Origin of the sequence: Solemya velum gill symbiont (genome assembly GCF_002020255.1) — a bacterium.
Taxonomy (GTDB): Bacteria; Pseudomonadota; Gammaproteobacteria; order Chromatiales; family Chromatiaceae.
Window position 1 is genome coordinate 1 of sequence record NZ_MPQG01000007.1, and the last position, 23,149, is coordinate 23,149.

General features: G+C 48.8%; 21 protein-coding genes. 12 read left to right on the top strand and 9 right to left on the bottom strand.

Annotation, left to right across the window (positions count from 1 at the left end; all coding sequences use genetic code 11):
- Window positions 1-62 precede the first annotated feature (62 nt).
- The 3 genes from BOW06_RS06330 to BOW06_RS06340 form a co-directional block, all read right to left on the bottom strand.
- On the bottom strand, window positions 63-794 hold the full coding sequence (locus tag BOW06_RS06330) for a polysaccharide deacetylase family protein (RefSeq protein WP_179116188.1): 732 nt from the start codon (window positions 792-794) through the stop codon (window positions 63-65).
- A 4-nt stretch (window positions 795-798) separates the two neighbouring features.
- Window positions 799-1,623: a formyl transferase gene (locus BOW06_RS06335; protein ID WP_078452991.1), complete on the bottom strand. Its 825-nt coding sequence runs from the start codon at window positions 1,621-1,623 to the stop codon at window positions 799-801.
- A 106-nt stretch (window positions 1,624-1,729) separates the two neighbouring features.
- Window positions 1,730-2,407 carry a sulfotransferase gene (locus tag BOW06_RS06340; protein WP_078454115.1) on the bottom strand — a complete coding sequence of 226 codons (678 nt, stop codon included), beginning with the start codon at window positions 2,405-2,407 and terminating at the stop codon, window positions 1,730-1,732.
- A gap of 220 nt (window positions 2,408-2,627) precedes the next feature.
- Here BOW06_RS06340 and BOW06_RS06345 point away from each other — a divergent pair, with 220 nt between their 5' ends.
- Together BOW06_RS06345 and BOW06_RS06350 are read left to right on the top strand one after the other, a co-directional pair.
- The gene (locus BOW06_RS06345) at window positions 2,628-2,813 is read left to right on the top strand and encodes a zinc-finger domain-containing protein (RefSeq protein WP_078452989.1); all 186 of its coding nucleotides are present in this window, start codon (window positions 2,628-2,630) and stop codon (window positions 2,811-2,813) included.
- A gap of 30 nt (window positions 2,814-2,843) precedes the next feature.
- The gene (locus BOW06_RS06350) at window positions 2,844-3,506 is read left to right on the top strand and encodes a sulfotransferase family 2 domain-containing protein (protein ID WP_078452988.1); all 663 of its coding nucleotides are present in this window, start codon (window positions 2,844-2,846) and stop codon (window positions 3,504-3,506) included.
- A gap of 34 nt (window positions 3,507-3,540) precedes the next feature.
- On the opposite strand, the gene BOW06_RS06355 is transcribed toward BOW06_RS06350, so the two are convergent.
- From BOW06_RS06355 to BOW06_RS06380, 6 genes are all read right to left on the bottom strand, one after another.
- A complete protein-coding gene (locus BOW06_RS06355) occupies window positions 3,541-4,257 on the bottom strand; it encodes a hypothetical protein (protein WP_078452987.1) in 717 nt (238 codons plus the stop codon).
- A gap of 154 nt (window positions 4,258-4,411) precedes the next feature.
- The gene (locus BOW06_RS06360; RefSeq protein ID WP_078454528.1) at window positions 4,412-5,473 is read right to left on the bottom strand and encodes a glycosyltransferase family 2 protein; all 1,062 of its coding nucleotides are present in this window, start codon (window positions 5,471-5,473) and stop codon (window positions 4,412-4,414) included.
- Between the two features lie 134 nt (window positions 5,474-5,607).
- Window positions 5,608-6,672 carry a glycosyltransferase family 2 protein gene (locus BOW06_RS06365; protein ID WP_078452985.1) on the bottom strand — a complete coding sequence of 355 codons (1,065 nt, stop codon included), beginning with the start codon at window positions 6,670-6,672 and terminating at the stop codon, window positions 5,608-5,610.
- A 72-nt stretch (window positions 6,673-6,744) separates the two neighbouring features.
- Window positions 6,745-7,050: a hypothetical protein gene (locus tag BOW06_RS12940; RefSeq protein WP_143555887.1), complete on the bottom strand. Its 306-nt coding sequence runs from the start codon at window positions 7,048-7,050 to the stop codon at window positions 6,745-6,747.
- A 293-nt stretch (window positions 7,051-7,343) separates the two neighbouring features.
- Window positions 7,344-8,072, bottom strand: a complete 729-nt coding sequence (locus tag BOW06_RS06375) for a putative nucleotide-diphospho-sugar transferase (protein ID WP_078454529.1) — start codon at window positions 8,070-8,072, stop codon at window positions 7,344-7,346.
- 195 nt (window positions 8,073-8,267) lie between these two features.
- Window positions 8,268-9,137 carry a phosphoribulokinase gene (locus BOW06_RS06380; RefSeq protein ID WP_043117592.1) on the bottom strand — a complete coding sequence of 290 codons (870 nt, stop codon included), beginning with the start codon at window positions 9,135-9,137 and terminating at the stop codon, window positions 8,268-8,270.
- Between the two features lie 362 nt (window positions 9,138-9,499).
- Between BOW06_RS06380 and trhP the strand changes: the two genes are divergently transcribed.
- The 10 genes from trhP (at window position 9,500) to BOW06_RS06430 (ending at window position 23,147) form a co-directional block, all read left to right on the top strand.
- A complete protein-coding gene (gene trhP / locus BOW06_RS06385) occupies window positions 9,500-10,819 on the top strand; it encodes a prephenate-dependent tRNA uridine(34) hydroxylase TrhP (protein ID WP_078452982.1) in 1,320 nt (439 codons plus the stop codon).
- A gap of 205 nt (window positions 10,820-11,024) precedes the next feature.
- The gene (locus BOW06_RS06390; protein WP_043117589.1) at window positions 11,025-12,275 is read left to right on the top strand and encodes a LamG domain-containing protein; all 1,251 of its coding nucleotides are present in this window, start codon (window positions 11,025-11,027) and stop codon (window positions 12,273-12,275) included.
- A 191-nt stretch (window positions 12,276-12,466) separates the two neighbouring features.
- A complete protein-coding gene (locus BOW06_RS06395) occupies window positions 12,467-14,428 on the top strand; it encodes a LamG domain-containing protein (protein WP_179115131.1) in 1,962 nt (653 codons plus the stop codon).
- A 176-nt stretch (window positions 14,429-14,604) separates the two neighbouring features.
- Window positions 14,605-17,556: a LamG-like jellyroll fold domain-containing protein gene (locus BOW06_RS06400; protein ID WP_179115130.1), complete on the top strand. Its 2,952-nt coding sequence runs from the start codon at window positions 14,605-14,607 to the stop codon at window positions 17,554-17,556.
- A gap of 90 nt (window positions 17,557-17,646) precedes the next feature.
- Window positions 17,647-19,080 carry a glutamate-cysteine ligase family protein gene (locus BOW06_RS06405; RefSeq protein WP_043117583.1) on the top strand — a complete coding sequence of 478 codons (1,434 nt, stop codon included), beginning with the start codon at window positions 17,647-17,649 and terminating at the stop codon, window positions 19,078-19,080.
- Window positions 19,081-19,097: 17 nt separating this feature from the next.
- Window positions 19,098-20,126: a M14 family metallopeptidase gene (locus tag BOW06_RS06410; protein WP_043117582.1), complete on the top strand. Its 1,029-nt coding sequence runs from the start codon at window positions 19,098-19,100 to the stop codon at window positions 20,124-20,126.
- A 13-nt stretch (window positions 20,127-20,139) separates the two neighbouring features.
- Entirely contained in the window at window positions 20,140-20,844 is a 705-nt protein-coding gene (gene tsaA, locus BOW06_RS06415; RefSeq protein ID WP_043117580.1) for a tRNA (N6-threonylcarbamoyladenosine(37)-N6)-methyltransferase TrmO, read from the top strand.
- 117 nt (window positions 20,845-20,961) lie between these two features.
- Complete coding sequence (gene ndk, locus BOW06_RS06420; RefSeq protein WP_043117579.1) at window positions 20,962-21,390, top strand: nucleoside-diphosphate kinase; 429 nt, start codon at window positions 20,962-20,964, stop codon at window positions 21,388-21,390.
- A gap of 3 nt (window positions 21,391-21,393) precedes the next feature.
- Window positions 21,394-22,524: a dual-specificity RNA methyltransferase RlmN gene (gene rlmN, locus BOW06_RS06425; RefSeq protein WP_052132245.1), complete on the top strand. Its 1,131-nt coding sequence runs from the start codon at window positions 21,394-21,396 to the stop codon at window positions 22,522-22,524.
- The gene (locus tag BOW06_RS06430) at window positions 22,521-23,147 is read left to right on the top strand and encodes a hypothetical protein (RefSeq protein WP_078454532.1); all 627 of its coding nucleotides are present in this window, start codon (window positions 22,521-22,523) and stop codon (window positions 23,145-23,147) included. The genes rlmN and BOW06_RS06430 overlap by 4 nt, the downstream gene beginning before the upstream one ends.
- Window positions 23,148-23,149: the final 2 nt, after the last annotated feature.

Below are 23,149 nucleotides of genomic sequence, written 5' to 3' on the forward strand. Positions count from 1 at the left end.
ACTGAACAATCGTCCCCGAAAATGTCTTGGCATTAAAACGCCCAATCAAGTATTTTTCGGGATTAACCCATCCGTTGCACTAGTGAGTTGAATCCGCGCGATTTTTTTATTTCACTTTCCTGGTATTTTAAAGAGATTTTGCTCATTACTGGATGATTGACGGTGTGACTTCCAATCATCATTCCCTGGTCGTTCATTTCCCGTATTTCTGACTTGGTCATATAAAAGTCGTCGATCATACAAGATTCGTCTGGAAAAAATCTAGACATTAGATGATCGATCACACTCTCCCTGTACTTGTAATCAATAAAATAATTCAGGCAGCGTTTGACATAGTTAGTGCTGTTGTCATTATTTTGTCTTGAATATGTTTCCGATTGAAACTCTTCAACATGGTTATGAGACAGCATTCCTTCTTTAATTATGTTTTTCAATGCATTCGCGATAGTTTGCCCGCTGAACTTTCCGATTAGCATGTGAATGCGATGAACATCAATCAGTTTTCTGGTAGTAAACGGGGATGTTGGGATGTAAAAAATCCCCCAAAGGCCCAGCTTCTTAAGTTCTGGCAATACGTAATGAAAATGGTCTTTGAAGCCGTCATCAAAGGTTAGTACAACTCCATCAACAGGCTTTTTTGACTCCATACAATTAAGAAAGTCATCCTTGCTTATAAAACCATATTCATTCCCTAAATATTCCAGCTGCTTTATAAAGTCGTCGATATGCAAGTGGCGAAAATAAGGGAGAGATTGATCATCAGGCCTTACATAATGATACATAATGGATTTCATGATGTTACTTTCCATGCAAGGCGGGGTTGTCGATTATTGGTGCTTTATTACATCTCCCCTCTTTCTCAGTCAAATACCGTTCAATAAGTCCATCTTCAAAGTTCTTGTAGAGGCTAATGACGGACTTATCGGTATAATGCTTTTTCATGCATACCTTCTCATCTGGCGGAACCGGGAGTTGTTCCATCTTTTCAAGCTTGTCAAAATTGATAATGATCTTTTGAAAAACACGGCTCATTTCAACGATTAAACGATTTCCAACTTGTGAAGGCGTGTCGCCCAAAGAATAATTCGCCCGGATCTGATGGATGATCTCACCAGTATCAATTCCTGCATCAATATACATAAATGTTGCGCCAACAAATTCAGGCTCTCCATTTACCAATGGCCAGTAGTTTGTGCCACTGCCACGATAGTATGGCGATAGACCGAGATGAACATTGATAAAGCGCCCTTCGAAAGCGCTCAGGAGGGGATCCCTGATGATAGAGCAGCCATATGAAATCAGCAGGTCAGGATTGGAGTTAATAATCGCGTCGGCATATTCCGGGTTGTTGATGTCGCCTTTTGGCAGATAGACAGGATTTGAATTATCTGCTGCTGTTTCAGTGAACAATTCATAGAAGTCCTTTTCCGACTGCTCTCTGGCTGAAAGATGTTTCAGCCTGATATCATTTGTAGCCGCATTTTGTTCAGTAATATTTCGAAGGCTCTTTTCCTGGCCTTCACAATAACTGTTGATGACATCTATCTCTTCAGACAGTGCAATGTATTTGCGAAAAAATTCATGGCGCAGTTCTGATCCGGTCAAGATGACAACTCGTTTCATGGTATCTCTCTACTTGGTTAGCTTTGTAAGCGGCAAACGCCATTATTAATCAGGTCAGTGAAGCGGAACGTGATGAGAACCAGTCGACAGACTGGTTAAGAGAATGCTATTTCTTCCCAAATCTTTTCTGACGTTCTGCGGCACTGCCACGATGCGACCATTTTGCCGGGTTCAGTTTGTAATCGTCAGAAAGTGCTTCTGACAGTTCCTCTGGACCATCGCGGGTGATGTCAAAGTAAATGAACCGATCATTCCCAGAGAAATAGTCTAGCACCGCAGCTTTCTGTGTTTCGTATTGTTGTTTCCAGAGAGCAGTGACTTCGGCCTCAGTCATGCCGGTAAATGAACGATACCGACCTTTGAAGCTTCCACCAGGGCCACCCTCATGGTTCAGTCGTGATTTGATCCATGCATCGACAGGTCGGTCATTAAAAATGAAATAAGCATCAGGATATTCACTATTAAGCTCTTTGAAGTACTCGTTGGCCTCAATGACCTCTTTATCAGTTAGATGTATGAGATCAGAAAAAGCCTCGTACCTGGACATGTCGGATAATATCGGAAGCCCGGCCTCAAGGTTTTTTTTCATTCTGGCAGCTATGTTATAGCTTGTTCTTCGGAGGAAGTGATGATATCCGTGATGGGCTGAGAGTATGCCATTCCGACGAAAGAATCGATTGATTGTCTTGGTGCCGCATTTATTGAAGCCGATAATAAAAATCTTTGGCGCAGGCTTGCCCAGTTTTCTGAAGATCCAGTGTTGATGTATTTTCATCTTTTTCATACAAAATAAATTTGACCGAACAGTATCTAATTCTTTGGTGGATGTCCACTCAGGCACGTGTTTGTGCAGCGATTTACCATCTTCCAGGATGGTATAGAGAAAATTACGTTCAATAAACTGATTTTCAGGAGCAATCTGCGATAAAATCAGTGCTAATTACAGGTTTTTCAGGAATGATGTCAGGCGGATTGTCCGGCAGCATTCAGACGAGGAGTGATCAATGATGTCAGCACAGAGGAAAGAGCAGCCGGTCATCCGGGTAAAGAGAAGTGAACTGCCGCTGTCATGTCCAAGGCCGGAAGACGAGGTGTGGAACATGCATCCGCGTGTCTACCTGCCCCTGGAGAAAGAGAAGCGCTGTGAGTGCCCCTATTGTGGTGCTGTTTACCAGTTAAGCGACTCTTAATCATTTCTGTCTGCTGGAAAGGATTGGTTTATGCCGCTAGCCAAGGTTGGAGATCACTCTGTTCTGTTTGTCCATATACCAAAAACTGGCGGTTCATCGATTGAAAAATATCTTGCACAGCAAGGTGAGATATCGCTGAAGGGAAGAACACGTATCGGGCTCATACGCTGCAGCCTTCATCATCTTCATACCACACAACTCCAAAAGCGGATTGAACCCGGCTCGGTTGACTGGAGTTTCATGGTTGTCAGACATCCAGTAGCGCGTATTATCAGTGAATACCGATACCAATTGCGCAAGCGTCGCCTGATACGCAACAAGATCTCGTTTTCTACCTGGCTATCCCTCTCTCTCGGGATTTGCCGTTTCAACCCCTACTATAGAGACAATCATTTCAGGCCCCAGTCTGAATTCGAGTACCCGGGCGCTGAAATTTTTCACTTTGAAGAGGGGGTCGGACAATGTCTGACTGCAATTGCCTCTCACCTGGGGCGTCCGGTGCCTGAGATTCCAATCTGGGAAAACCCATCTCCTGAGCTTGATATTCAGATTAGTGACGAAGACTTGCAGCGTATCAAGGCATTCTATGCGGATGATTTCTTGCGATACGGTTACGGTATCGACCAGGAGAGCCTGGAAAGGGCAGGCGTCCCGGTAAAATCATCTTCAGATAAGCCGGATTCTCCGCGATAGTTCCAGGTTTTTACAAATCTGGCTGGTATGACTGTTATTTCCAGTATTTAGCGACTTCCGGGACAGTATCCGGACGCGGATCACCGTGAAACCAGATGATTTTGAAGTCTTCGAAACTGCCTTTACGCTTAACGATATCTTTTTTGTAGGAACCAATTGAGCCAGGATAGGCTTTCTGCCAGTAGTCGATATTCTTGCGCCCGATCTGTTTAGCGAACCAGTGGCGTTCGCGATAGTTACAGCGCTTGTATACTGCCTCGGGATTTTCATACAAGGGGGCGGTGATCTTATCGAACAGCCCTGTCCTGTTGTTTGTCATGATAAAGCCCCCACCCGGGTACCATCGCAATCCTCTGCGGGCACCACCTGTATGATTCATTATCAGGTTGCCATCATAATCAGCCAGGTCATCCCAGTTTTGGACAAATGCCATATCCAGATCGGTGAGAACCATTTTTTCACTGATGTCGTATGCTGGGTCATAAGCGATGAATTTGTTCGTTATGCGCTTATATACAGGCTCCATATCAATGATATGAAACCTGTGGCCCAGGTCATCGAACCAGTCACGGCGATTGGTGAACAGGATTTTCCGGTGATGCCTGTTGAGTGTGCGATCAATACCATTGGCCAGGTTAATGGCATAGAGTCGCATCAGATCGCGCTGGTTTTCCCACCAGCTATGGCGCTCATTTTTCGGAACACCGCTTTCGTCAGTCATCCAGGCAAAAGTGACTATATCCAGGGTCATGGTTCTTCAATACGTATGGGCATTTAACTTGGTGTTTCTATTATGCGTGAAATTTGACTAGTCTGTCTGTTTATACGGCGCGAACAGTCTGTTTATTGTTATTTTCTACACAGGTGTTGGTTGTTTCGGCCATGCCTGAATCCGTTGTTGAAGATCAGAAACCATCAGGTACGGTCATCAGTTCGCATTCGATGAAGTCTTCCACACTATTAAACTTTTTTGAATCTGGTCCTAATAGACTGTTCCCTGAGTCGGAGGTGGGATGCATCAGCTTCGCCAATCGAGTGTATTTCCTGCTTTTACCAGAATAGGATCGAAGTTTAATGGCCATCTTGATTCTGCGTTCGAGATCAGATGTGAATTTGAAGTGCGCAGATGTCAGGATCAAACCAGGTTGTGCTTCAATATTTGCTCTATGGCTACCCACCATCCTGACATCGCTGTCCCAACGTATCAGGGGTGTTTTGGAAATTGCAGAACTCGTTAATTGATGCTTTTTCAAATAAGGTAAGCGTTTGACAAAGGATGGTAATGGCTTCAGGAACCATGGGTTTTGGTATATGCCGTGCTTGTACAGGATCCTGCTTGATGCGCCCTTGTTCAGACGGACAATTTTTCCTTCATCCGGATCGAGGGTGATGAGTGGGATTGGGTCAAAAAAGCTCGCTTCTTTAATGAGGTCTTCGAGATTTTCGGGTGCCTCGTGTGACGTGAATGAAAGTTGAGCAGGAAAGAAGTCAACAAGACTTGCAACAACAGCTCGATAACGCCCTCGCTCGAGTCGCTTGATCAGATCCTGAACGGTTGAGATTCCAGGCGGTAAAAAGAGGAATTCATCTGCATCTGCGTAAATGGCCCACTGATTGGCCAGAAAATGAGAGGGTATGACTGTCTTCATCGGAACACCAGCGCGAACTGGCTTCTTGGTCTGCCAGTCAGTCAGTTTGATCACCTGACCATAAGAGTAGGGGCTTGATAAGACCACGCAGTCATTTTGTGATGTAAGAAACTCCTTTGTACCGTCTTCAGATCTATCATTTAATATTAAAAATTGCTCTACGCCGATAGACCTGTAGTGTGACAGGAAACTTCGAGCAAAGTAGAGTTCGTTTCTGAACATGCCATAGACTGTCAGTTTCTTTGGATCGAGTGTTCCGGAATCAATAGAAAGACTATTACCAAGGTCAGCTAAACTTAGGTGTTTAGAATGTTTCATACCCCTATTTAAGAACCTCTGGAGTAGGGTGATTGATCATATAGTTGCTCTGTTCTGTACATGTAAAGAACCAAGATTGCAGGCAATACGGCTGGACTGTGGAAATTTCTCGCATGTATTTTATCACTACTCAATCAGAATTCTGAGGGCACAGTCATTAATTTGTTTTCAATGAAATCTTCAATACCTTCAAATTTAGTTGAATCTGGCCCCAATAAGTCCATTTCTGCGTCAGAGGTCTTTGTTGGAAGAAGCTTGGCTAATTTGAAATATCTTTTACTCTTATTGGAATATGATTGAAGTTTGATTGCCATTCTGATTCTTCGTTCAAGGTCTGATGTGTACTTGAAGTGCGCAGTTGTTAAAATCAATTCTGGATGTGGCTTAATATTCGCTCTGTGGCTACTTAAAAGTTCGACATGTTCATTCCAACGTATTAATGGTGTTTTATAAGTTGGAGATCGTTGCATAATATGTTTTTTTATGTGGGGTGATCGTATGACAAAGGAAGGTAGTAGCTTCAAGTGCCAATGATCTTTATATATGCCATGATCATATAATATTCTGCTTGATGCCCCCTTGTTCAGACGGATAATCTTCCCTTTATCTGGATCGATAGTAATAAGAGGAGGCGTGTCGAAATACCCTGTCTCGTTAATGAGATCGTCCAGAGTCTCTGGTGTATTGGTGGATGCAAATGAAAGTTGAGCGGGAAAGAAGTCGACCAGGCTTGATGCGACAGATCGATAACTGCCTCGCTCCAATCGCTTGATCAGGTCTTGAAGTGTGGATATCCCTGGCGGTAAAAAGAGGAACTCATCAGCATCTGCATAAATGGCCCATTGATCGGTCAGAAAATGAGAGGGTATGACAGCCTTCATCGGGACGCCAGCGCGAACAGGCTTCTCACTATGCCAGTCAATGATTGTGACTTCTTGACCATAAGAGTAGGGGCTTGATAAGATCACACAGTCATTTTGCGATGCAAGAAACTCCTTTGTACCGTCTTCAGAGCTATCATCTAATATTAAAAATTGCTCTACCCCGATAGACCTGTAGTGCGACAGGAAACTTCGAGCAAAGAAGAGTTCGTTTCTGAATATGCCGTAGACAGTCAGTTTCTTTGGGTCGAGTGTTCCGGATTCAATAGACAGACTATTGCCAAGATCGGCCAGGCTCAGTTTTTGAATGTGTGTCATTACGATATTAGAAGTGTGCGGATGTAAGCGTATTGGCGCGAGGAAGTTTGGTAATCAAGCATATCAATACTCTCAAAAAGTATATCCCATGGACTCGATTTCTGCTCCATAGAGATCAGCAACAATGCTGCGAGTATTACTGTCGTACATATCTCGATAATCCCTAATTTTACGAGTTTTGCCCTTGGAGTTAGGTAGCCAACCATCGAAATCAATACCCGCCTCCTTACAAAAATTCATTAAATCTTCCTGCAAGGACTCATAGCGAACATAATAATCGAGTACTAAACGACCGTCTATCGAATAGCTTTCCCAATTGTCATGGAAGGCTATTGGTACTATTCCTCCCAGTCTATCCCCATCTCTTAATGCATGCACATAGGTTGAAAAGTCTGGTGGGGTTGTGGCTTTTCTTGTCCTCCAGCAATGCAGTCTGTATGACTTTGTCGGGCAGCTGTATTTTTGCCTCAACAATCTCTTTAATCGCTGACAATACCAGGTCGTCAGGGCCTAAATTACGAGAAAGACTGACCACAATAGAACTGCCTGCCGTTTTTCTACTGTGTACAAAAATATACTTGTTTTGCCAACTCACAATCATTTTAAAGTCCCGAAGAACATAGAGTCCCGATGTGACAATCTGTCAGAAAATAAAATCGTTCTTAAAGAAATCATCGATTTTTTGGCCTGAGCCGCTTGCGCAATTTATTGACAGGAGCTGTCACTCTTTCCAGAAGAGTTTTTTTGGGACGGAGTTCATTGTGAAAAACGGCATAGTGAAGAATCTTGGGATCTGCTTCCCAGGACTCCCAGAAGTCAATATATCGGCTGTAGCGAATATTGTATTCGGGTGGGAGTATATGCATGCGCAAATCTGAAATCCAGAGTAACTCCCGTAATGTCACCTGGTCCTTGGAGAAGCCGGCATGGTGATACGAATCTGACCACGCCTTCAACATGGCATTGACAGCATCTGAATTGCGGAACAGGATGACTCCGCCATTGAGTTGAGGGAAGGCATCGGGTATTTCCGTTCGCCACAGTTCAGTCGTTCCCCTCCTGTTTCTCGCATGGGCATGGGCTAAAGCGATGTCGAAACGCTCGAGCAGGTCAAACATCCCGGTGATATCGGCAACAACTTTCGTATCAGAATCAAGATAAAGGGTTTCTTCAAAACGGCTTTTTTGCAGGTAGTCAACTTTCGATCTTGGGTGTGGGTTTTCCACGATACCGATATGATCGAAAGGCGTGTCTCCCTCTGGTATGACGTCTGTATACAGATCGATGGCGAGATCAGGCGAGTGTTTGCGTACACTTTCCGCTGAGCGGAAGGCCGCTGTTCGATAAGGCTCTCCCGTCGCAATGTAGATTACGCCTCTAGTCGGGCTGCTCGAAGTCATTAGTCAGGTTGACCAAAAAGCTGGTAGAAATGACCTTGTATTTGACCATATACCAGGACAATTTAAAAGATTTGCACAGTGATCTATCGGTATCAATCTTGCGCTATTCCAGGTTGTGGCGGATAACAATGTTCTGCAATAATGAAAAAAAGCGGCCAACTGGCCGCTTTTCTATTTGGAGTCCTGGTTGCTGTATCAGCGAGCACGATCCATCATGCGCTCGATAATAGGTCCAAGGATAACCTCCATGGCGAATCCCATCTTGCCACCGGGCACGACCAGGGTGTTACGGCGAGACATGAACGAGTTTGGAATCATCGACTGCAGGTAGACGAAATCAGTGTCGAACTTCTTCGGGTCGGCGAAGCGGATGACAACAAAGCTTTCATCCGGGGTCGGGATATCACGCGCGATGAAAGGGTTCGAGGTATCGACGGTTGCAACACGCTGGAAGTTGATATCAGTACGTGAGAACTGGGGTGTGATGTGGTTGATGTAGTCCGGCATACGACGCAGGATGGTATCAACAATCGCTTCTGCGGAGTAACCGCGCTCTGCGCTGTCACGGAAAATCTTCTGGATCCACTCCAGGTTAACCACTGGTACAACGCCAATGCCGAGGTCGACGTGCTGGGCAACATCGTTTTCATCATCAACTGCGAGACCGTGCAGGCCTTCATAGAAGAGCAGGTCTGTACCGCTGGGGATCTCTTCCCACGGCGTGAATTCACCTGACTGTTTATCAACGCTAAGACGCGCATTGTGTTCAGCTGCTTCTTCGGGAGAGTGGAGGTAGTAGCGCTTCTCGCCTGTGCCTGTTTTGCCGTAGGTTTCGAAAAGCTCGGCGAGTTTGTCAAAACGGTTTGCTTCCGGGCCAAAATGACTCATTCCGCCAGCCATTTTCTCTTTCATTGCTACGCGGTCGTAACGGTGATAGCTGTCACCTTCTACGATTGCCGGGGTAATGCCTTCGCGCTGGAAGATATGTTCGAAAGCGCGTTTAACGGTTGTCGTGCCTGCACCGGATGAACCTGTGATAGCAACCACTGGGTGTTTCTCTGACATGTCCTACTCCTGTATTTCTTATCTTTTAAATTGAATTCATTGAAAAAAGCTGATGGGATAGCACTCTAATTGCTATCCCATCGACTCTTGCGGAATTCAGTCGAAATTGAATATATCATAATACTCTAACGCATTCTTTTTGCGCCGCAGTAATAAAAAAAATTGATATATCAACAAGATAGATGTTGGGGTGCCGATATAGGCTGCAACGACAGCAATTGTGCGGCATTCAGGTGTTTTTCCAGAATCTACCTCCAGGGCGGACTGTCGTAGACATCGCCATTGCAGCAATCATCAGTAACTACCACATATGAAGCGGTTATCAACCTGATTTTTCCTTAATCAATCAGTACAATACGCGCATGAAAGCACCTGAACTACTGGCTCCTGCGGGAACCCTGAGAAACATGCGCTACGCCTACGCCTATGGTGCGGACGCCGTCTACGCCGGCATGCCGCGCTACAGCCTGCGCGTGCGCAATAACGATTTTCTCGAAGAGAACCTGCGCACAGGCATCGATGAGGCACATTCGCAGGGCAAGCAGTTTTTCGTGGCCACCAATGTCATGCCGCACGGTGCCAAGCTGAAAACCTTTCTTGACGACATACGCCCGGTCGTCGAAATGGGGCCGGACGCACTCATCATGGCTGATCCGGGCCTCATCATGCTGGTACGTGAAAATTGGCCAGATATGCCGGTTCACCTGTCGGTGCAGGCCAACACGGTCAACTCGGCTGGTGTGAAATTCTGGCAGTCGGTGGGCTTGAGCCGCGTCATCCTGTCTCGCGAGTTATCGCTCGACGAGGTCGAGGCGATCCGCCAGGCGTGCCCTGACATGGAGATTGAAGTCTTCGTCCACGGCGCACTCTGCATTGCCTACTCGGGCCGCTGCCTGCTGTCGGGTTACTTTAACCACCGCGATGCCAACCAGGGCACCTGCACCAACGCATGCCGCTGGGAGTACAAACTCGGTGACGGCGAGCAGATCATGCAAGCGATGCAGGAACCGACTGCTTTTCCAGCAGAAGCGATCAAGCGTCATCCTGCAGCCGACGAAATATACTATATAGAAGAGAAGAACCGCCCCGGTGAACTGATGCCTGTGTTCGAGGACGAGCAGGGCACCTACATTATGAACTCCAAGGACCTGCGTGCCGTCGAGCATGTGCAGCGTCTCGTTGAAATCGGCGTCGATTGCCTCAAGATCGAGGGTCGCACCAAGTCCCACTACTACACGGCAAGAACCACACAGGTCTACCGACAGGCGATCGATGATGCCGTCGCTGGTAGGCCCTTTCGTCCCGAACTGCTGGACGATCTCGAGGGGCTCGCCAACCGCGGTTACACTGATGGCTTTTTCCAGCGTCATGAAACCGACGAGATGCAAAACTACCGAGCTGGAATTTCAAAGAGCATGCAGCAGCAGTTTGTCGCCGAAGTGGTTCCGCAGCAGCAGGGTGACAATGGCATGATCGAAGTGCTGGCAAAAAACAAGTTCCGCAAGGGTGATGAAGTGGAACTGCTGACTCCTGAACATAATCATCGTTTCCGCCTCGAACATATTGAGGATCTCAACGGCAACCAGATGGAGGAAGTGCCGGGTGGAGGCTACCAGGTGCGTATCAAGGCACCAGCCGAGCATGCCGACATGGGACTGTTGACGCGCTACCTCCAGTCATAACGCTAACCTACCCCATTCACCCCGGTTGCTACACCAATCCAGTTGAGGGTTGTGCTCCCGAAAGTCTGAAAACACAATTTCAAACTGCCTTCCGTCTTGAAAAATAGCTAAAAAACACTGAAGCTGTATGTATGTACAGATTTGGTAAGTGGCTTTTGTCAAGCTACCATAGTCTAGAAAACGTATTTCTGAGAGGGGTGCGGAGATGAAGAATGCTCCGTATCATCCATTTTACTGGCTGTTTATCTTTTTCTGCCTGTCCCCCACATTATCGTTTGCACAATCAAATGTCCTCGATTATGACGGAACAAATGACTACCTTCTGGCACCTGCCGGCAGTGGCTCGGTGTTTGATTTCAATACATCGGATTTCACTATCGAGGTCTGGGTCAAGTCCACAGCGACAGGTGTTGCACAGAACCTTGTGACGGTTCGTTTTTCCGATCATAACGAAGGGGATCGCTATATCTTCGCTATCGGGACGGACAACAAGGCCGTTTTTTTTATCAGTCTCGGTAATAACAATAATGATGTTGGTACGCTTTTCTCAACAACGGATGTGGCTGATGGTACATGGCACCATGTCGCAGCTGTTCGCAAGGATATACGCACAATCGAGTTGTATGTCGACGGAGCACTCGAGGACAGTGCCACGATTTCCGGCTCTACGGCGACAGGTGTGAATATCAATCAGGACCTGACTATCGGTTGTGATTACTACCCAACCCCAGCCACGACTAGTAAATACTTTACAGGCCAGATGGATGAACTGCGTTTCTGGTCAAAAGCCAAGACACTGGCTGAGATACGTGCGGAAGACGATATTGAACTGGCCGGTAACGAGACAGATCTTGTTGCCTACTATAATTTCAACCAGGGCGTTGCCGGCGGAAATAATACAAGCATTACGAAAGTCACGGGCCAAACAGCCTCCGTGGACGCGACCATCTATAATTTCACCCTGAATGGCAGCTCTTCCAATTTTGTTGCTGAAACCGCAAGGCCAACGACGGTGGCCGTGATTGGCAGCGTGGATATCAGGAGTGTTCCCGTGGATCAACTGCTCACAGGTCTTGATACAGGTAGCCTGGCTGCGCTCATCAATTCCTTTGGCGATGATACATCATCGGATGAGGTGGACCGGCCTGCGTCACCTGATGTACTGCGGCGTCTTCTCGATGCGGATGGTGATGGGCAAGTGGCAGTCATACATTGGACAACACTTGAGGAGCAGGGGACAGTTGGTTTCTTTGTTGATCGCCGTGAGTCGGGAAGTGAGGGGTGGATACGGATCAACCGAAAGCTGTTACCCGGCCTTGTTGACGCGCCGCTTGGCGGAGAGTATTTCTACGCAGACCCGGGTGCTGTGCCTGGTATTAGCTACTACTACAGGCTGAGCGAGCAGGAGGCTTGGGGCAGTACCCGGGAGTATGGTCCCTATCAAATGCGTTATTGACTGATCCACTTCACAGGTATTACTATGCTTAGAGTATAGGGGAATTAATAATAAAGTTCAGGGAGAACAACAGGATGTTGCACCAATTTTTTCAAGGCTCTGAGTGCACCCACGCTTCGCTTTCAATTCCTCAATGCGGTAGTCGCGCTATCCAACCAAAAGTGATGATTCATCATTGGCTTTTCAGGCTAATGCTCGTTCTTCTGATTTTTCCCGCGTTTCAATCCGCCCACTCAAATGCACTGGATTTTGACGGAACAAACGACTACCTGGAAATTCCATACACTAATGGCAATGCCTATGATTTTGACTCCAACCTGTTTACTGTCGAACTCTGGATCAGGCCCAAATCGGATACAGCCAGCGATAATCCTCTCCTGGCAGTTATTTCAAGTACATTTGATGGTCTTCTCATCTCGTCGAATACGACCAACGGTATCAGCGTCGAGGTTCGACTCGGCCTGGGTGCAGGTGACGTAGCCTATTTGGATTATGCAACTGACCTGGCAGACGGAAACTGGCACCATGTCGCTGTAGTCCGTGACACTGGCAATGTGTTCAGGCTCTATGTCGACGGAGACCTGAAAGATACAGATACCCTCACACCCAGTGATACCTCAATTGACATAGTGGGCAATCCTGCACGTATCGGTGTTAGCACTGTCCCGGCTACTGGTGCGCTGGGGAGTGTTTATTATGAAGGGCGGTTTGACGAACTGAGGGTCTGGTGGGAAGCAAGGACGCAGACCGAGATACAAAATAACATGTATGGCCGGTTAACTGGTACCGAGGCGAACCTGAGAGTCTATTACAACTTCAACCAGGGTGTCGCCAACGAGATCAATGTTATTTCAACAGTGTTAGATTCGGCCTCTTCCCCGTTGTCCGAGAATGCCTCGATAAAAAACTTTGCTATGGCCAATCACTTTTCCAACTTTGTTGAAGAGCCGCATTTTCTCAGTACCAACTCCAATGTGCTCGATTTTGACGGCACGAATGACTGTGTGCAGGCGCCGGGTAGTGGAACCTCCGCGTTTAATGTCGGCACCTCTGATTTCACCATTGAGACATGGCTCAAGTCGACGGTAACCGGTGCTTCACAGGTTTTGGTAGTTGCCAGAAATACAAATACTGGCGTCGGCAAGCGCTATGCACTCTTTATCGCTTCAACTAATCAGGCTGGCTTGTATATCAATCTCGGGAACGGAGAGGCAGCCACGCTTTATTCGACCACGGATGTGACCGATGAGAGTTGGCACCATGTCGCAGTTGTTCGCAAGAGTATCCGCACCGTTGAGCTGTACGTTGATGGTGTTCTGGAGGATAGCGACACGATTATTGGTACGAATGAAGACAGTGTCATAATCAACCAGGATGTGACCATCGGGTGTGGCCATTATCCAAGTCCAGCGACGCCCGTAGACTTTTTAACAGGCCAGATGGACGAGCTTCGGATCTGGCATGAAGCCAGAACGCAGAGCCAGATTTCAGGCTACAAGAACAGGGAACTGCACGGCAACGAGACAAACCTGGAAGCATATTACAAGTCCAACCAGGGCACCGCCGGTGCAAATAACACGGCGATTTCATCAGTTGTTGATGCCATCAACTCTCCCGCCCAGAATGCATCTCTTAACAACTTTACCCTCAATGGACACGTATCCAATTTTGTTCCTGGCGGATATTTGCTATATTCACCGACATCGGTATCAATCATCAGCGTTGTTCTTGAGTCTGTTTCGGTCGATGAGCTTCTTTCTTCCCTGGACGGAAAAGGACTCGAACTCCTTTTGTCTTCGTACGATCAAAGTAGAGCGGATAATTCAAGCGGCTCTGATCGGAGCAAACTTATTGACGAGCTCACAGAGCTTCTGGACCCGGACAGCGATGGCAAGGTGGCCATCTTCAAGTGGTCAACACTCGAAGAGCTTGGCACAGTCGGTTTCTATATCGACAGAAAAGATGCCGATGGAAGTCGCTGGATGCGGATCAACAGTGACCTGTTGCCGGGATTGATCGATGCGCCACTTGGCGGAGAATGCCTCTACGCAGACCCCGGCGCCCTGCCGGGTGTCGACTATCTCTACAAGCTGGCCGAGCAGGAAGTGTGGGGCAGTCAGCGAGAGTATGGGCCTTATCCTTTAGGTTACTGACAATTAGTCAGATGGTCTGAATAGCGGGATTGTGTGCCTTTGATAGTCATTCCTTGTTTTTTGTGTTGGTAAGAAAATTCAGGTTTTTTTAGAGATTCTTGCTATATAGCTATGGTATAATAACATTATTATATTGTAACTAATTGAAAAACAAGGATATCGACAATCAAATGAAGGTGGAAAAGACAATTCTACTTCTCTTTTTTTCTGTATTTTTGCCTCTGTTATTTATTCCCTCTGTTGCATTATCACAATCAAATGCACTCGATTTTGATGGCGCAGATGATCGTTTGCTGATTCCTGGTGGGGCAGGTTCGGTATTTGATTTCCAGGCATCCGGTTTCACCGTAGAGTTATGGGTCAATACACCGACTCCTGGTGTTGAGCAGACACTTGTTTTTTCTCAAAATACATCGACCAGCGATATGCTGCGTCTCTCTATTGATGCAGCAGGCCAGGCATCGTTTTTTCTTGACCTTGGCGATCGCAATGCGGTGGTGACACACCCTACGGCACTTGTTGCAGATACCTGGCACCACATTGCTGTTGTTCGATCCAGTAATGACTGGCTGAATATTTGTATTGATGGAGTCGAAGCGACCAAGCAACGCATTAACAGATCGGATGGTCTTATTGATCTGGATCAGGATATCGCGATCGGTAACGATTACATCTCTGAACCTTCATCCGGTCTGGACAACTTCTTCAGTGGACAGATGGATGAGCTGCGTTTCTGGAGCATTGAAAGAAGTGAAGCTGAAATACAGGACGCTGCGGGACTGGAACTACTCGGTAACGAGACCGGACTGGTCGCATATTACGATTTCAACCAGGGTGTGGCAGAGGGCGATAACAGCGCGATTTTGTCAGTCACAGATCGTACTGTAAATGGAAGGCATGCAGTGCTCTATAGCTTTTCTCTAAGCGGCAGCAGTTCCAACTTTGTCGAAGAATCGGGAATAGTATCTGAGTTTGCACCTGCCTGTGAAATTGGTGAGGCGTTGTTTCCTCTAGAAAACCCGAATCCCGGTGGTATTGGTGGCTGGACCGCAACGGCAAGTTCAATCTCTACTGAGTTAGGAGACTGGGACGCTAGCCACATGGTTGACAACCGGGTGAATACCTACTGGCAGTCAGAAGCTAACACTAACACACCAAATTCAGGTCACTTCATTACTATCGACATGGGCAGTGAGCAGACAATTGCAGGATTGCAGTATTTCTACAATGGTGAAAATAGTGATGTAGCAATCAGGGAATTCGAGGTCTTGGCCAGTTCGGACGGAGTCAATTTCAATTTGGTGACAACCGGGCGTCTGGCGACTGACATTGAAGCCATTGCTCAGCATATTGCTTTCGAGTCCGAGATTGTCACGCGTTACCTCCGGCTGAAATCCACCTCGCCAGAAAGGATTGTTGTTGGCGGTGCTGAGGCCACACCGCTGGTGTGTACAAGCGGTGGTGAGTTCGCGCCGACGTTCACCCTGGATACTTGCGGGGCAGATGCACTGAGTAGTGGTCATAATCCCGTTACCGGAAGCGCCTTTGATTCAACACATGATCGTTACGACATGCAGTGGCATGTTGCAAAAATTGAAAATACGAATGACACCCTGGAAGAATTCAACAAAGTGGCTGCCTGGCAGAAGGCGATTATTATCGGTGACGTTAAAGGTGACTGGATATCACCGCCACAGACTGCAGAATGGATTGGCATTTCTCATTCTGGTGAGAATGACAGGACAGTCGAACATCTCTACCGGCTGGATTTTAACGTGGACATGCCTCACCACGACTATCTGAACACGCTGAAGTTAATTACTTTTAACTTTTACAGTGATAACGGTATTTACGACATCCTGGTGAACGGTCAGAGTTTAAATGACGGCGGGCATTTGAACCTGGGATACAGCAAAAATCACGATGGTTATCCAGCAACCGCAACCCCGGTTTCCTGGGGCATGGACCCTGAACTGTTACGCCTGGGGAAAAACACAATGGTCCTGCATGTCAAGTCAGCTAAAAGATATACGGGTCTGTTGGCGTATCTTTCGTCTGGCAGCGGCTGCACTCCAGTTGATGTCGGTACTGCGCCGGAGTCTTACGGAACAAAAGAGAATGCGCCAGTTCATATTATTACCGGTGCACCGCTCTATATTGGCTCGGCTCATCCAACCCCTTTGCCTCGTGACGACAATGACGGAGTGAGTCTAAAAACTTATACCGGCGCTGATAGTGGCAAAGTCACTGCAACAGTGACAGGCAAAAACGCAACAGCTGCCCCGGCGATGCTGTGTGGCTACTTTGATGGCGCGGCAGACGGGATTGTGGATGGCACCTTTTCAAAAGGCGTAACCTATGTGGGTAGCGTTGGTGACGGAGTTGGAGAGGTTATAGCAACAGGCAACGAGGAACTCTGCATCCAGGTTCCAGGCGACAGTGCAAGTCAGTCAGTCACACTTGCGGAAGTTCCCGGATTTAATGGCGCCGAGGCTGTATGTACGACCCAGATCAACAGTAATTTCAGTTGTGATCTGCATTTCCACCCGAATTTTACTGGTGCAACACAAACCTATGCGCGATTTCGCCTGACGTCGGATAGTAAGTTTTTCAGTACCGATTCGCCTTCTCCAACCGGTGTTGCCAGTAACGGTGAAAGTGAGGATGCCGGCCTCATATACAATCCAACAGTTGCAGTGATTGGGTCAGTGAAAATCATACGAGCGCCCGTCGGAGAACTGGTGGATCAGTATGATGCCGAAGCGGTGATAGCTTTTCTTGACTCCTATGGTGTGGATTCGACAAATTTGTCAGATGAATCAGCGAACGAACTACTAAATGAAACACTTGATCCGGATGGTGACGGAACGGTTGCGCTGGTACACTGGACGACGCTTGAAGAGCTCGGTACCGTTGGTTTTTTTCTTGACCGTCGAGAAGCAGGGGGAGACGAATGGGTGCGCATTAACAACAAGATGTTACCCGGCTTGATCGATGCACCCTTTGGCGGTGAGTATCTCTACGCTGATCCAGGCGCCATGCCGGATGTCGACTACCTGTACAAGCTGACCGAGCAGGAAGCCTGGGGCAGCAGACAGGAGTATGGCCCCTATCAACTGAGCTATTGATTGCATAGCGATGTCAGGCATATTCCCGTGTGAGCGGAAAAGTGTAATATGGAGCTATTGAAAGGTTAATCATTAGGTCCTGGAGTTTTCGTGGGTCAGGAGATTGAAAGTAGCGATTTCAGTGAAGCTGATTACGATGCCTTCGCCGCGCGTCTGAAGGAAGAGACAGAGCTGCTTGGTGAAATGCTCTCTGACGATTGCCAGGGCACCTGTTTTGATGACGGCTCCTGGGTTGGTGGTTACGAGCTGGAGACCTGGCTGGTTGATGCCGACGGGATGCCTGCTGCATCCAATGGCGAATTTCTCAATCATCTCGGTAGTGAAGATGCTGTGGCCGAGCTCGCTCGCTTCAATGTCGAATTCAATGCGCCACCCTCAAGGCTGACCGGTAACCTGCTTTCGCACATGCAGGTACAGCTTGAACAGCTATGGCAATCGGGCCAACAGGTTGCCGAAGGTCTGGATACCAGCCTGTTGGCGACAGGTATACTTCCGACAGTCGAGCAGAGGGACCTCGTTCTTGCGAACATGTCCGACTCGACTCGTTACCAGGCGCTCAATCAGCAAGTTCTGCGTCTCAGGGAAGGGCGGGCGATTCATCTCGATATCAAGGGCAGTGAACACCTGCAGATGACGCATCATGATGTCATGCTGGAGGCAGCGACCACATCTTTTCAGATTCACCTGCAGTTTCCGCATCACCTTGGTGCGCGTATCTATAACGCATCGAAAATTGTTTCAGCTCCGCTAATCGCCGCATCGGCCAATTCACCTTTCCTGTTTCAGTATTCACTGTGGGATGAAACTCGCATCCCGCTGTTTGAGCAGTCGGTACCAGTCGGTGCATCAGACTACAGTCAGCGTGTCTCCTTTGGTGTGCGCTATGCGGATGAATCGCTCTTCGAGATATTCGATGCCAACCTGAAACGTTATCCCATCATGCTGCCGATGTTGATCGATGCAAAACCGGAAGAGTTTGCTCACCTGCGCCTGCATAACGGTACAATCTGGCGCTGGAACAGACCCCTGATAGGGTTTAACAGGGATGGAACGCCGCATCTGCGTATCGAGCAGCGAGTGGTGCCGGCCGGTCCGACGCTGAGTGACCAGGTTGCCAATATCGCTTTCTATTACGGCATGGTGGTTGCCATGGCGCATATGCCTGATGCACCGGAGAAGAAGCTGCCGTTTGCTGCCAGCCGTGATAACTTCTATGCTGCAGCGCGCGCGAGCCTGTCTGCATCGGTGAACTGGCTGGATGGACGCCAGGTCGGCATGCAGAAGCTCGTGCTTGATGAACTTCTACCGCTGGCCTCTCAGGGTCTGGAGCAACTCGGTATTGATCAGGATGATGCCGAGCACTATCTCTCTATCGTGCGAGAACGTGTTGCAAGCGGTCAGACAGGCGCTGCCTGGCAACGTCAGTGGGTCAGCGAGCATGGTAAGGAGTGGCGGCAGCTGGTGCTGGCATACCAAGAGCGGCAGCAGGCTGGTAAGCCAGTGCATACATGGACACTGAATTGAACAAGAGCGCCTGATTAATGATAGAACTGCAACAACTTGACCAGATCCCGGACGGATTACTCGATTGCGAGGCAATCGAGCTGGCCGACTTTCTTGGCGCGCCGACCCTGCTGCACCTGCAGGGCAAACGTGAACCTGCTCTTTTCGTCACCATACTTCTCCACGGCAATGAAACCACAGGGTGGGAGGCGATGCGCCGACTGCTGCGCCAATACCAGGCTGGCGGGGGAGAGCATCCGCTGCCACGTAACCTGAGCATCTTCTTTGGTAATCTCTCCGCAGCAAAGGCGGGTCTGCGCAAACTTGAACGCCAACCCGATTTCAACCGGGTCTGGGAAGGCGGTGATACGGTCGAGGCCGGCCTGATGCAGCATGTTCTTTCGGTCATGGATGAGCGCGGTATGTTTGCAAGTATCGATATTCATAACAATACCGGCATCAATCCACACTACGCCTGTATCAATGTTATCGATCCGCAGTTTCTGCGCCTGGCGCTGCTTTTCAGCCGCCTGGTCATCTATTTTATACGCCCCCGCGGTGTGCAATCGATTGCACTCGCATCGCGCTGTCCGGCAGTGACGCTCGAATGCGGCAAGGTTGGCGATCAACTTGGCGTCGACCATGCAGTTGAGTACGTCAACAGTGTTCTGCACTTGCAGGAGCTGGATTCCGAGCCGCTGCATCATGAGGAGATCGATCTCTATCACACCGTGGCCACTGTGAAAGTGCCGGAAAGTATCTCTTTTGCATTCGGCGATGATTCGAAAGAGCTGTCACTCTCCCCGGGGCTGGAGCGTTTCAATTTCAGTGAGATCAATGCCTCGACAATCTGGGGCGATGTGTTTGGAGATGAGTTACCACTAGAGGTGACAGGAGAGCAAGGTGAGGATGTCAGCGAGCACTATTTCAGTGTAGACGATGGACGCATCGTCAATCGTGTCGCCATCATGCCATCGATGCTGACCATGAACGAGCGTGTCATCAGACAGGATTGCCTCTGTTACCTGATGGAGCGTTACGCATTGCCGCAAGAGTTGTTGATCTGAGCGGATCTGTCTCATGCAAGATTACAGTTTCAAACCCGTAGCAATTATTGAAACGCCTTTCAGGGAGAAGTTTGCGATCCCGCGGCAGGCTGGCATCGTTACTGCTGCGAAAGGCCGTGTTGTTTTGCACGGCGAGGCTGCACAGCCGGAATGTGTCGAAGGGCTGGAAGATTTTTCGCACCTGTGGCTCACCTGGGTATTTCATGGCGTGCCGCAGGGTGAGTGGCGGCCCCGTGTGCGTCCGCCACGACTCGGTGGCAACGTGCGGGTTGGCGTGTTTGCCAGCCGGGCACCGTTTCGTCCCAATCCGATTGGTCTGTCAGTGGTGAAACTGGATGCCATTCGCATCGAATCCGGAAAGGCGGTCCTGGAAGTGTCGGGCGTCGATATGATGGATGGCACGCCGATTCTGGATATCAAGCCCTATATTCCCTACAGTGATGCAATTTCGGATGTCAGCGCCGGTTTTGCACCTGATGCACCGGAAAACAAGCTCGAGGTGCTCTTTCTGCCTGAGGCGGAAGCGGCGCTGCAGGCGAGAAGCGATGGTGATTCGGTGCGTGAACTGATCCGGGCGCTGCTTGCGCCTGATCCCCGTCCCGCCTACAAGCAGGCCCAGACAGAGGGGGAATATGGCATGTTGCTGTATGATTTCGACCTGCAGTGGAGGATTAACGGAAATCGCGCAGAAGTCGTGGATTTACGGGCCTCGAAATAGCCTTTTCCTTGCTACCCGGCACAATGGCCAGTAAACTTGGCAGGTTAATATTCAATCAACATGCCGCCTGTTCGGCTATTCTTTTATTAGTCTTTAGATTTCCGGAGAAATTTTCCCATGGCTATTGAACGTACCCTCTCTATGATTAAGCCCGATGCTGTCGCAAAAAACATCATTGGCAAAATCTACAGCCGCTTTGAGACCAACGGTCTGAAAGTCGTCGCTTCACGCATGATTCACCTGACCAAAGAGCAGGCTGGTGAGTTCTACGCTGTACACAAGGAGCGCCCTTTCTATAATGACCTGATCGAGTTCATGACTTCTGGTCCGATTATGGCGCAGGCACTTGAGGGTGAAGACGCAGTTGCCAAGAACCGCGAGCTGATGGGTGCGACCAATCCAGCCGAGGCAGCTGAAGGCACCATTCGTGCAGACTTCGCCGAGACTGTTGACGAAAATGCCGTTCACGGTTCAGATTCTCTTGAGAATGCTGCGATCGAGATTGCTTTCTTCTTCCCTGAAGGCGTTTGCGAGCGTACACGCTAAGCAATGGAAACCGCGGCAGAAAGAATCGATCTGCTCAGCCTTGACCGTGAGGGCCTGGAGGCGCTCGCGGTCAAGTTTGGTTACAAGACCTTTCAGGGTCGTAACCTGCTGAAATGGATCCATAAACATGGCGTCATCGATTTCGAGGCCATGACGGATCTGCCGCAACGTTTGCGCGATCAACTGATCGAGCAGACGGAAATTCGTGTGCCCGAGGTTGTTTTCGAACAGCCTTCGAATGACGGCACTGTCAAATGGGTTGTCGAGCTTCACGACGGCCAGCGTATCGAGTCTGTCTATATTCCAGAGGAGGGCAGGTCTACCCTGTGTGTCTCCTCCCAGGTGGGCTGTGCGCTTGACTGCTCTTTCTGTTCGACTGCCCAGCAGGGTTTTAACCGCAACCTCACGGCCGGTGAAATTGTCGCCCAGGTGTGGGTTTCTGCACATCGCATGCAGTTGCCCGTAACCAATGTCGTGATGATGGGGATGGGTGAGCCGCTGGCAAATTTTGACGCCGTGGTGACAGCCATGAACCTGATGCAGGATGATCTCGGTCTTAAGCTTTCCAAGCACAAGATCACCCTGAGTACCTCGGGCATTGTCCCGGCACTGAACAAACTGCGCGAGAAGAGTGATGTGTGTCTCGCGGTGTCACTGCATGCTGCAGATAATGCGCTGCGTGATGAACTGGTACCGATCAACAAAAAGTATCCGCTTGAAGAGCTGATTCCTGCTTGCAAGGAGTTCATCAAGAATGACAAGCGGCGTAAAATTACCTGGGAATATGTGATGCTCGATGGTATTAATGACACCAATAAGCATGCAAAGGCGCTGATCAGGTTGCTCGAGGGTGTGCCCTCGAAGATCAACCTGATTCCGTTTAATCCTTTTCCGGGTACTGATTACAAAACCTCTTCCCCTGAACGTGTTGATGCATTTCGTAACAAGCTGATGAAGGCGGGTTTGTTTACGGTGACACGCAAGACCAGGGGGGATGATATCGATGCAGCCTGTGGTCAGCTTGTGGGGCGTGTGCAGGATCGCAGCCGCAGGCAGTTGAGAAGAGTAAATTCAACCAAGGTAAAGGCCCCTTCGACTGCTACAGGAAAGCCGCTAAATGGAGAAGTGAGATGACGAATCACCTGTTCCAATTTCTGTCGATACTGCTGATCTTTGTTGTGCTCACGGCATGTCAGACCACTGCCCCGGTTACATCAGACAACGCAGCCTCGATGCACTATATCGCCAATAGTCCTGCACGAGTCTATATTGCTCTTGCACAGGCATACAGCCAGAAAGGGCAGCTTGATTCTGCAATGTCGAATGCAGACAAGGCAGTCAATATCGATCCTGCAAATCCGCGCGCACACGCAATTTTTGCTCATGTCAGTGAGCGTCTGGGAGATTACGGTGCGACAACCCGCCATTTTGAAAAGGCACGGGCACTGACTGCAACTGATCCCTTTGTGCAGGGATTTTACGGCCTTCACCTGTGCGGCAAGGGGCACTATGCAGCGGCTGATCGTGAGTTTGCCATGGCGGCCGCAAGCCATCTCAACAAAACACCGGAGACTGCCTGGCTGAGTGCCGGAAGTTGTTACGAGCAGGCAGGAGATACCGAGATGGCGCGTGCGCGTTACAGGAGAGCCTATGAAATCAATGGCACTCCACAGATAGTCCGGGCACTGGCCCGCGTTGAAAAGAAACTGGGTAACAGGCGTGAATCAAGACGCCTGTTGCGGCAAATAGATGAGTAACA